The organism is Streptomyces sp. AC550_RSS872, assembly GCF_019049285.1.
GTDB lineage: Bacteria > Actinomycetota > Actinomycetes > Streptomycetales > Streptomycetaceae > Streptomyces.
This window is the reverse complement of sequence record NZ_JAGMUL010000053.1, coordinates 24,119-33,509: the sequence shown is the minus strand read 5'-3', so window position 1 is coordinate 33,509 and position 9,391 is coordinate 24,119. Positions and strand designations below refer to the sequence as shown.

Annotated in this window: 7 protein-coding genes; 6 read left to right on the top strand and 1 reads right to left on the bottom strand. The window is 69.8% G+C overall.

The window, feature by feature from the left end; genetic code table 11:
* The first annotated feature begins 388 nt into the window (after positions 1-388).
* The 4 genes from KUM44_RS22420 (at position 389) to KUM44_RS22405 (ending at position 4,735) form a co-directional block, all read left to right on the top strand.
* Complete coding sequence (locus KUM44_RS22420; protein WP_217210338.1) at positions 389-1,789, top strand: extracellular solute-binding protein; 1,401 nt, start codon at positions 389-391, stop codon at positions 1,787-1,789.
* A gap of 25 nt (positions 1,790-1,814) precedes the next feature.
* Complete coding sequence (locus KUM44_RS22415) at positions 1,815-2,714, top strand: carbohydrate ABC transporter permease (RefSeq protein ID WP_217210334.1); 900 nt, start codon at positions 1,815-1,817, stop codon at positions 2,712-2,714.
* A 6-nt stretch (positions 2,715-2,720) separates the two neighbouring features.
* Positions 2,721-3,560 carry a carbohydrate ABC transporter permease gene (locus KUM44_RS22410; RefSeq protein WP_217210333.1) on the top strand — a complete coding sequence of 280 codons (840 nt, stop codon included), beginning with the start codon at positions 2,721-2,723 and terminating at the stop codon, positions 3,558-3,560.
* Between the two features lie 431 nt (positions 3,561-3,991).
* The gene (locus KUM44_RS22405; protein ID WP_374202063.1) at positions 3,992-4,735 is read left to right on the top strand and encodes a helix-turn-helix domain-containing protein; all 744 of its coding nucleotides are present in this window, start codon (positions 3,992-3,994) and stop codon (positions 4,733-4,735) included.
* 18 nt (positions 4,736-4,753) lie between these two features.
* Here the strand turns inward: KUM44_RS22405 and KUM44_RS22400 are convergent, their stop codons facing one another.
* Positions 4,754-5,779 carry an ATP-dependent 6-phosphofructokinase gene (locus KUM44_RS22400; protein WP_217210331.1) on the bottom strand — a complete coding sequence of 342 codons (1,026 nt, stop codon included), beginning with the start codon at positions 5,777-5,779 and terminating at the stop codon, positions 4,754-4,756.
* A gap of 263 nt (positions 5,780-6,042) precedes the next feature.
* Here KUM44_RS22400 and pta point away from each other — a divergent pair, with 263 nt between their 5' ends.
* Positions 6,043-8,163 (top strand): phosphate acetyltransferase, encoded by a 2,121-nt coding sequence (pta, locus tag KUM44_RS22395; RefSeq protein ID WP_217210330.1) that lies wholly within the window; start codon positions 6,043-6,045, stop codon positions 8,161-8,163.
* Positions 8,160-9,371 carry an acetate kinase gene (locus KUM44_RS22390; protein WP_217210329.1) on the top strand — a complete coding sequence of 404 codons (1,212 nt, stop codon included), beginning with the start codon at positions 8,160-8,162 and terminating at the stop codon, positions 9,369-9,371. The genes pta and KUM44_RS22390 overlap by 4 nt, the downstream gene beginning before the upstream one ends.
* The last annotated feature ends 20 nt before the right edge of the window (positions 9,372-9,391 follow it).

Genomic DNA, 9,391 nt, shown 5'->3' with positions numbered 1-9,391 from the left:
ACTTCCTGCACACCTACAACCACCACCGCTGCCACACCGCACTCGGCGGCCACCCACCCATCACCCGCGTGAACAACCCTGCGGGTCAATACAGCTAGGCCCTGTCGTCAAATTCCCGTCGTCCGCCCGAAGGGCGGGCCGCGCGGCGTCGTGGGGGCACCTCCCGCCCGAGCCGTGCGAAGCGCGGTTCGAGGTGGGGGTGCCCCCTCTGGGGGAGCGTGCTTGGCGCCGCGCGGCAGGCGGGAATTTGACGACAGGGCCTGGGGCGGGATCTTCGAGGAAGCCGCCAACATCAATACCCCGCACACGCATTGACCTGACTAGACCACTCGACCTACGTTCACCGGGCAGCCGTCCCAGCGCCACGACGAAGTGCCCGCAGGAGGTCATGCCCGTGCGCCCCACCGCCGCCCTCCCCCCACGCCCCGCCCTCCCCACGCTCCTCGCCCTCACCCTGGCCGCCGCAGGCACGCTCACCGCTTGCGGCGGCGGCTCCGGCAGTGACCCGGACACCATCAAGGTCTCCTTCAAGCAGTCCACGGACAACTCCATCAAGGTGATGGACACCTACCTCGCGGACATCAAGAAGCAGTTCGAGAAGGCGAACCCCGGCAAGAAGGTCGAGTTCGTGCCCATCAAGGCCCCGGACTCGGAGTACTACACCAAGCTCCAGCAGATGCTCCGCTCCCCGAAGACCGCCCCCGACCTGGTCTACGAGGACACCTTCCTGATCAACTCGGACATCACCAGCGGGTACCTGAAGCCCCTCGACCCGTACCTCGCCAAGTGGAAGGACTGGGGACAGTTCATCGACACGGCGAAGTCGGCGGCCAAGGGCGAGGACGGGAAGACGTACGGCGTCCCGGACGGCACCGACACCCGGGGTCTGTGGTTCAGCAAGGACATCTTCGAGAAGGCCGGTCTGCCCGCCGACTGGCAGCCGAAGACCTGGGACGACGTCCTCGACGCCGCCCGCACCATCAAGCAGAAGGCCCCCGACGTCATCCCCCTCAACGTCTACACCGGCAAGCCCGTCGGCGAGGCCGCCACCATGCAGACGTTCGAGATGCTGCTCTACGGCACGGGTACGAGCGACGGCACATCGGACCCCCTCTACGACAAGTCCGCCAGGAAATGGATCGCCGGCAGCCAGGGCTTCAAGGACTCCCTCTCCTTCGTCGAGACCGTCTACAAGGAGAAGCTCGGCCCGGACGTCTCCGACGCCCTCGACCCCAACGTCATGACCCGCGTCCGCGGCGAGTGGCTGCCGCGGGGCAAGCTCGCCATCGCCCTCGACGGCTCCTGGCTCCCCCAGGACTGGCTCCCCGGCAGCGGCCACGAGTGGCCGCAGTGGTCCGAGGAGCTCGGCCTGGCCGCCATGCCGACGCAGAACGGCCAAGCTCCCGGCAAGGTGAGCATGTCCGGCGGCTGGACCTGGTCCATCCCGGACAAGGCGGCCAACCCCGACCTCGCCTTCGAGTTCATCAAGACGATGCAGACCAAGGCGAACGCCCAGAAGTGGTACGTCGCCAACTCCGGCATCGCGGTCCGCGAGGACGTGGCCGCCGACCCCGCGTACACCGAGGCCCAGCCCGGCATCAAGTTCTTCACGGACCTGGTCGCCAGCACCCACTACCGCCCGGCCTACCCGGCGTACCCGAAAGTCTCCACCGCCGTCCAGGAGGCGATGGAGGGCGTGACGACGGGTGACATGTCGGTGGAGGAGGCGGCGAAGGGCTACGACGAGGAGCTGAAGTCGGCGACGGACGACCAGGTGATCGAGAAGTGAGCGCGGCCGGGACGGGGCCCCGCGGATGAAGCCGGCCCCCTCCCTCCCCCGCGCCCGCTCCCTCCATCGCCTCCGCTCCCTCACCCGTGCCCTCCCCGTCACCCCCGCCGCCATCCTTCTCGTCCTCTTCCTCGCCGGCCCCATCGCCTACTGCGCCTACATCGCCTTCACCGACCTCCAGCTCACCGGCCAGGCCGAGGACTCCTTCGTCGGGTTCGACAACTTCCGTACGGCGTTCGACGACGAGGCGTTCCGCAACGCGGTCCGGCTCACGCTCGTCTTCACCGTGATCTCCGCGCTGATCGGCCAGAACACCCTGGGCCTGGCCCTGGCCGCGCTGATGCGGCGCGCGTCGAAGCCCGTACGCACACTGGTGGGTGCCATCGTCATCACGGCGTGGGTGTTGCCGGAGGTCGTCGCCGGTTTCCTGCTCTACGCCTTCTTCCGCCGCGAAGGCACCCTGAACGCGATCCTGGACTGGCTCCATCTCCCCAGCCAGAACTGGCTGTTCACCCTCCCGATCCTGGCGGTGTCCTTCGCGAACGTCTGGCGCGGGACGGCCTTCTCCATGCTGGTCTACTCGGCGGCGCTGGGCGAGATCCCCAAGGAGATCACCGAGGCGGCCGAGGTCGACGGCGCCGGCGGCTGGCGCCGTATGTGGCACATCACGCTCCCGATGATCCGCCGCTCCATCGGCACCAACCTCATGCTCATCACCCTCCAGACCCTGTCCGTCTTCGGGCTGATCTGGGTGATGACGAGGGGCGGGCCGGGCGGCAGGAGCCAGACCCTGCCGCTGTTCATGTACGAGGAGGCGTTCCAGAAGAGCATGATCGGTTACGGCACGGCGGTCGCCCTTCTGCTGCTGGTGGTGGGCTCGCTGTTCTCGGTGGTCTACCTACGGCTGCTGCGAACGGAGGTCTGACGCCGTATGGCTCGTACGCTCTCGTCCCGACGCACCGCCCGCCGTCTGGCCGCCGACGCCGGTCTCCTGGTGGTGGCCGCGGCGTTCGTGCTCCCGCTGGCGTGGGTGATCCTGTCCTCGCTGGACACCGACGCCGACCTTCAGGTGAAGCTCCCGGACGGGGTCACCCTGGACAACTTCGACGCGGTCCTGACCGCGGACATCACCTTCACCCCGCTGCTCAACAGCCTGCTCCTGTGCGGCGGCGGGACGCTGCTGACGGTGGCCTGCGCCGCGCTCGCCGCCTACCCCCTGTCGCGGTTCCGGTCCCGCTTCAACCGCCCCTTCCTGCTGACGATCCTGTTCGCGACGAGTCTGCCGATCACGGCGATCATGGTGCCGGTGTACGCCCTCTTCGTGCAGGTGAACCTGATCGACACCATGGAGGGGACGATCTTCTTCTTCGCCGCCTCCCAACTGCCGTTCGCCATCTGGCTGATGAAGAACTTCATGGACGGGGTCCCGAAGGAGCTGGAGGAGGCCGCCTGGACGGACGGCGCGTCCTCGCTCCAGTCGCTGGTGCGGGTCGTGCTGCCGCTGATGGGACCGGGGGTGGCGGTGGTGACGGTGTTCTCGTTCGTGATGATGTGGGGGAACTTCTTCGTTCCGTTCATGCTGCTGCTCACGCCGGACCAGATGCCGGCGGCCGTGAGCATCAACGAGTTCTTCGGGAACCGCGGGACCGTGGTGTACGGGCAGCTGGCGGCGTTCTCGATCATCTACTCGACGCCGGTGATCCTGCTCTACGTGCTGGTGGCTCGGCGGCTGGGGGGCGGGTTCGCGTTGAGCGGGGCGGTGAAGGGGTGATCGTGCGGCGGGGCGGGGTCGCACCGCGTACCGGCCGCGCCTTCGGGCACGCGCATCGGCCACACCGTCGGGATCGAGCCGCGCGCCATCCCCCTCGTCCGACCCGTCGCCCCGCCTCCCGTTGACGTACTCGTCTTCGGCACCCGCCCGTACGGTCGACCACCGCTCCGCGCCGTCGGGGCCGGTACCGCGCGCCAGCCAGGAGATCGACAACAGAAAGCGCTCGCGAATATGCCGCCTGACCTTGCCGTTCACCGACCGTCACCGGCCACCGGCCGCGGCGCGGCTCCGTCCCCGCGGCACCCGCACCGGAACCCGGCCGGCCCCGCAAACGATCTCGCCCGTCAACGAACCCGCCAGTAGCCGTAGTTTCATACAATCCGTAATCCTGGCCGAACAGACCGTAGTCACGCCACCCGCCCGGGCCTACGTTGTGGCCCGTGCGCCGACCCCAAGCCCAACCGAACCAGCCCGACCGAACCAGCCGCCGGACCCCGCCCACTCCCCCGTTCAACGCCCCCGCCGCCCGCAGACTCCGCGCCGCCCTCAACATGGGGCCCGAGCACGTCGCCTACGGGATGCGCGCGTCGTACGGACTGCCTTACGTCACCCAGGATCTCGTCGTCGCCTGGGAACGGGAGATCGCCTCCCCCGACAACAGCGAACTCACCGCCCTCGCGGGTGTGCTGTGGTGCTCGCCAAGCGAGCTGCTCGGCAAGCCGCGGACGCTGCGCGAACACCGCCTCGCCCGTGGCCTCGCGCCCGAGGACGTGGCGCGCGCCGTGGGGCACGAACTCGTCGCGTACCTGCGCATGGAGGAGAACGACGACTGGCAGGGCAACGACCGCCAGTCCGCCGCCCTCGCCGGCATCCTCGGCCTGACGGTCCCGGACCTCCTCACCGTCACCGGCCGCGACACGGCCCTGGCCGAGCTGCTGCGCAGTGCCGTGACGACGCGCTGGCAGGCGTACGTCCGCCCGGTCGGCAAGATGGTGCCCCTGGACCGGCGCCTGCTGGAGGACGCCCTCCAGCAGCTGCATCAGAACTACCAGGGGCAGATGACCGCCACGCTCAGCTGGGGCGGCGGCGGCAGTGAGTCCAGCGCGGCCGGCCGCGAGTTCCTGGAGCGGATCGTGGAGTACTTCTGGGCGACGATCGGCGGAGCAACCGCCTGACCGCTCGGTGCCGGACCTCTAGAACACCGACTCCGCCTCGTCCATGCGGTCCTTCGGCACCGTCTTGAGCTCGGTCACCGCCTCCGCCAGCGGCACCATCACGATGTCGGTTCCGCGCAGCGCGGTCATCCGGCCGAAGTCGCCCCGGTGCGCGGCCTCCACCGCGTGCCAGCCGAAGCGGGTGGCGAGGACGCGGTCGTACGCCGTGGGCACGCCGCCGCGCTGGACGTGGCCGAGGATGACCGGCTTGGCCTCCTTGCCGAGGCGCCGCTCCAGCTCGAAGGCGAGGGCCGTGCCGATGCCCTGGAAGCGCTCGTGGCCGTACTGGTCGATCGCGCCCTTGCCGTAGTCCATGGTGCCGTCGGCGGGGTGGGCACCCTCGGCGACGCAGATCACCGCGAACTTCTTGCCGCGCGCGAAGCGCTCCTCGACCATCTTCACCAGGTCAGCGGGGTCGAAGGGGCGCTCGGGCAGGCAGATGCCGTGCGCGCCGGCCGCCATGCCGGACTCCAGGGCGATCCAGCCGGCGTGACGGCCCATGACCTCCACGACCATCACACGCTGGTGCGATTCCGCGGTGGTCTTCAGGCGGTCCATGGCCTCGGTGGCGACGCCGACCGCCGTGTCGAAGCCGAACGTGCGGTCCGTCGAGGAGATGTCGTTGTCGATGGTCTTCGGCACGCCGACCACCGGCAGACCGGCGTCGGACAGCATGCGGGCCGCCGTCAGCGTGCCCTCGCCGCCGATCGGGATCAGCGCGTCGATGCCGAAGTCACGGGCGATGTCGATGGCACTGTCGCAGGCCTCGCGCAGCCGGTCGCGCTCCAGGCGGGACGAGCCCAGGATGGTGCCGCCGCGGGCCAGGATGCCGCTGACGGCCTCCAGGTCGAGGCTGCGGTAGTGGCCGTCCAGCAGGCCCGCGTACCCGTCCTCGAAGCCGATGACCTCGTCGCCGTACTGCGCGACCGCTCGGTGCACGACCGACCGGATCACGGCGTTCAGGCCGGGGCAGTCGCCGCCTGCGGTGAGAACTCCGATGCGCATCGTGCTGTGTCTCCTGCTCGCTGTTGATACCGGTGAGCCAGTCCGATTGTTTCACGTCCGCGAGGACGATGTCGCTCCTGCACTAACGGGCGCCTTATCCACCGCCAAGGGTATTGTCAAGAGGGTTTCGCTCACCCCACTGGGCGATTTTGTGACGCCCATGGGGACACCCGAGACGACGACCGCCGATCGACGACGACCGCCGATCGACGAGAGCGACGATCGACGAGAACGACGGACGACAGAAGAAACGGAGAGCACGCGTGACGCGCAGCGTGTACGTGACCGGCATCGACCGCGGCGACGGCCGCCAGGTCGTCGAACTGGGAGTCATGGAGCTCCTGACCCGGCAGGTCGACCGGGTGGGGGTGTTCCGGCCTCTCGTCCACCACGTCCCCGACCGCCTGTTCGAGCTGCTGCGCTCCCGTTATCGCCTCTCCCAGGACCCGGCGACGGTCTACGGCATGGACTACCACGAGGCGTCCGCCCTCCAGGCCGAGCGCGGGACGGACGAGCTGGTGTCCACGCTGGTCGACCGGTTCCACGCCGTCGCCCGCGACTACGAGTTCGTGCTCGTCCTCGGCACCGACTTCGCCGACACCCAGCTCCCGGACGAGCTGGCCCTCAACGCCCGGCTCGCCAACGAGTTCGGCGCGAGCGTGATACCGGTCGTGGGCGGGCGCGGACAGGCCGCCGAGTCGGTGCTCGCCGAGACGCGCAACGCCTACCGGGCGTACGAGAACCTGGGCTGCGACGTCCTCGCCATGATCACCAACCGGGTGGCCCGGGACGACCGGGACGAGATCGCCCAGCGGCTTCGGTCACGGCTGCCGGTGCCCTGTCACGTCGTCCCGGACGAGCCCGCGCTGGCCGCGCCGACCGTGTCCCAGATCGCCCAGTCCCTGGACGCGAAGGTCCTGCTCGGCGACGACTCGGGGCTCGCGCGCGACGCCCTCGGCTTTGTCTTCGGCGGGGCGATGCTGCCGAACTTCCTGACCGCGCTGACCCCGGGCTGTCTGGTGGTCACCCCGGGCGACCGCGCCGACCTGGTCGTCGGCTCGCTGGCCGCGCACAGCGCCGGCACCCCGCCGATCGCCGGTGTGCTGCTCACCCTGGACGAGCGCCCCGGGGACGAGATCCTCACCCTCGCGGCCCGCCTCGCCCCGGGCACCCCGGTGCTCTCGGTGCCGGGCTACAGCTTCCCCACCGCCGAGCAGCTCTTCTCCCTGGAGGGGAAGTTGAGCGCCGTCACCCCGCGCAAGGCGGAGACCGCCCTCGGCCTGTTCGAGCGGTACGTCGACACCGGCGACCTGCTGGAGCGGCTCTCGGCCCCGAGCAGTGACCGGGTCACGCCGATGATGTTCGAGCACAAGCTGCTGGAGCGGGCCCGCTCCGACATGCGCCGCATCGTGCTGCCCGAGGGCACCGAGCCGCGCGTCCTGCACGCCGCCGAGGTGCTGCTGCGCCGCAACGTCTGCGACCTCACGCTCCTGGGCCCGGTCGACCGGATCCGCAAGCAGGCCGCCGACCTCGGGATCGACCTGGGCGACTGCCAACTGATCGACCCGGCGACCAGCGAGCTGCGCGACACGTTCGCCGAGAAGTACGCCCAGCTGCGCGCCCACAAGGGGGTCACGGTCGAGCTGGCGTACGACGTCGTCAGCGATGTGAACTACTTCGGGACCCTGATGGTGCAGGAGGGGCTGGCCGACGGCATGGTGTCGGGGTCCGTCCACTCGACGGCCGCGACCATCCGACCGGCCTTCGAGATCATCAAGACCAAGCCGGACGCCGGCATCGTCTCGTCCGTCTTCTTCATGTGCCTCGCCGACAAGGTCCTCGTCTACGGCGACTGCGCCGTGAACCCCGACCCGAACGCCGTGCAGCTGGCCGACATCGCCATCCAGTCGGCGGCCACCGCCGGGCAGTTCGGCGTGGAGCCGCGGATCGCGATGCTGTCGTACTCGACGGGTACGTCCGGTTCGGGCGCCGACGTCGACAAGGTGCGCGAGGCGACCGAGCTGGTGCGCGAGCGGCGGTCCGACCTGAAGATCGAGGGGCCGATCCAGTACGACGCGGCCGTGGAGCCGTCGGTCGCGGCGACCAAGCTGCCGGAGTCCGACGTCGCCGGTCAGGCCAGCGTGCTGATCTTCCCGGACCTCAACACCGGCAACAACACCTACAAGGCCGTCCAGCGCTCGGCCGGCGCCATCGCCGTCGGCCCGGTGCTCCAGGGTCTGCGCAAGCCGGTCAACGACCTGTCCCGGGGCGCTCTCGTCCAGGACATCGTCAACACGGTCGCCATCACGGCGATCCAGGCCCAGTCCCCTGCCCCGTCCCCCCAGTCCCTCCAGTCCCTCCACGAGAAGGCCACCGCCCAGTGAGTCCGTCCCGCGTCCTCGTCCTCAACTCCGGCTCCTCGTCGGTGAAGTACCAGCTGCTCGACATGCGTGACAGCAGCCGGCTGGCCATGGGCCTCGTCGAGCGCATCGGCGAGGAGACCTCCCGGCTCAGGCACACCCCGCAGACGGGCGGCGGCGAGACCCGGGAGTGGAGCGCGCCCATCGCCGACCACGACGCCGCCCTGAAGGCCGTGTCGGCGGAGCTCGCCAAGGACGGGCTCGGGCTGGACTCGCCCGAGCTGGCCGCGATCGGTCACCGGGTGGTGCACGGCGGCAAGCGGTTCACCGAACCGACCGTCATCGACGACGCCGTACTCTCCGAGATCGAGCGGCTGATCCCGGTGGCCCCGCTGCACAACCCGGCCAACCTCACCGGCATCCGCACGGCCCAGGCGCTGCGCCCGGACCTGCCCCAGGTCGCCGTCTTCGACACCGCGTTCCACACGACGATGCCGGAGTCGGCCGCCCGCTACGCCATCGACGTCGAGACCGCCGACGCCCACCGGATCCGCCGGTACGGCTTCCACGGCACCTCGCACGCGTACGTCTCCCGGGCCACCGCCGAGCTGCTGGGCAGGGCGCCCGAGGACGTGAACGTCATCGTGCTGCACCTCGGCAACGGGGCGTCCGCGTCCGCCGTGCGGGGCGGTCGTTGCGTGGACACCTCCATGGGGCTGACGCCTTTGGAGGGGCTCGTGATGGGTACGCGCTCCGGTGACACGGATCCCGCCGTCATCTTCCATTTGGCGCGTGTTGGCGGAATGTCCATCGCGGAAATCGACACTCTTCTCAACAAGAAGAGCGGATTGATCGGCCTGTGCGGCGACAACGACATGCGGGAGATCCACCGGCGCATCGACGAGGGCGACGAGCGGGCGCAATTGGCCTTCGACATCTACATTCACCGGCTGAAGAAGTACATCGGCGCCTATTACGCGGTGCTCGGCCGGGTGGACGCCATCGCGTTCACGGCCGGGGTCGGCGAGAACGCGGCGCCGGTGCGGGCAGCCGCCGTGGCGGGCCTGGAGCAGCTGGGCCTCGCGGTGGATCCCGAGCTGAACGCCGTACGCGGCGACGGGCCGCGGCTGATCTCGCCGGCGGGCACGCGGGTGGCGGTCGCGGTGGTGCCGACGGATGAAGAACTGGAGATCGCGACGCAGACCTACGCGTTGGTCGGGGAGAACGTCTAAACGGCCGAGTAACACGGCTG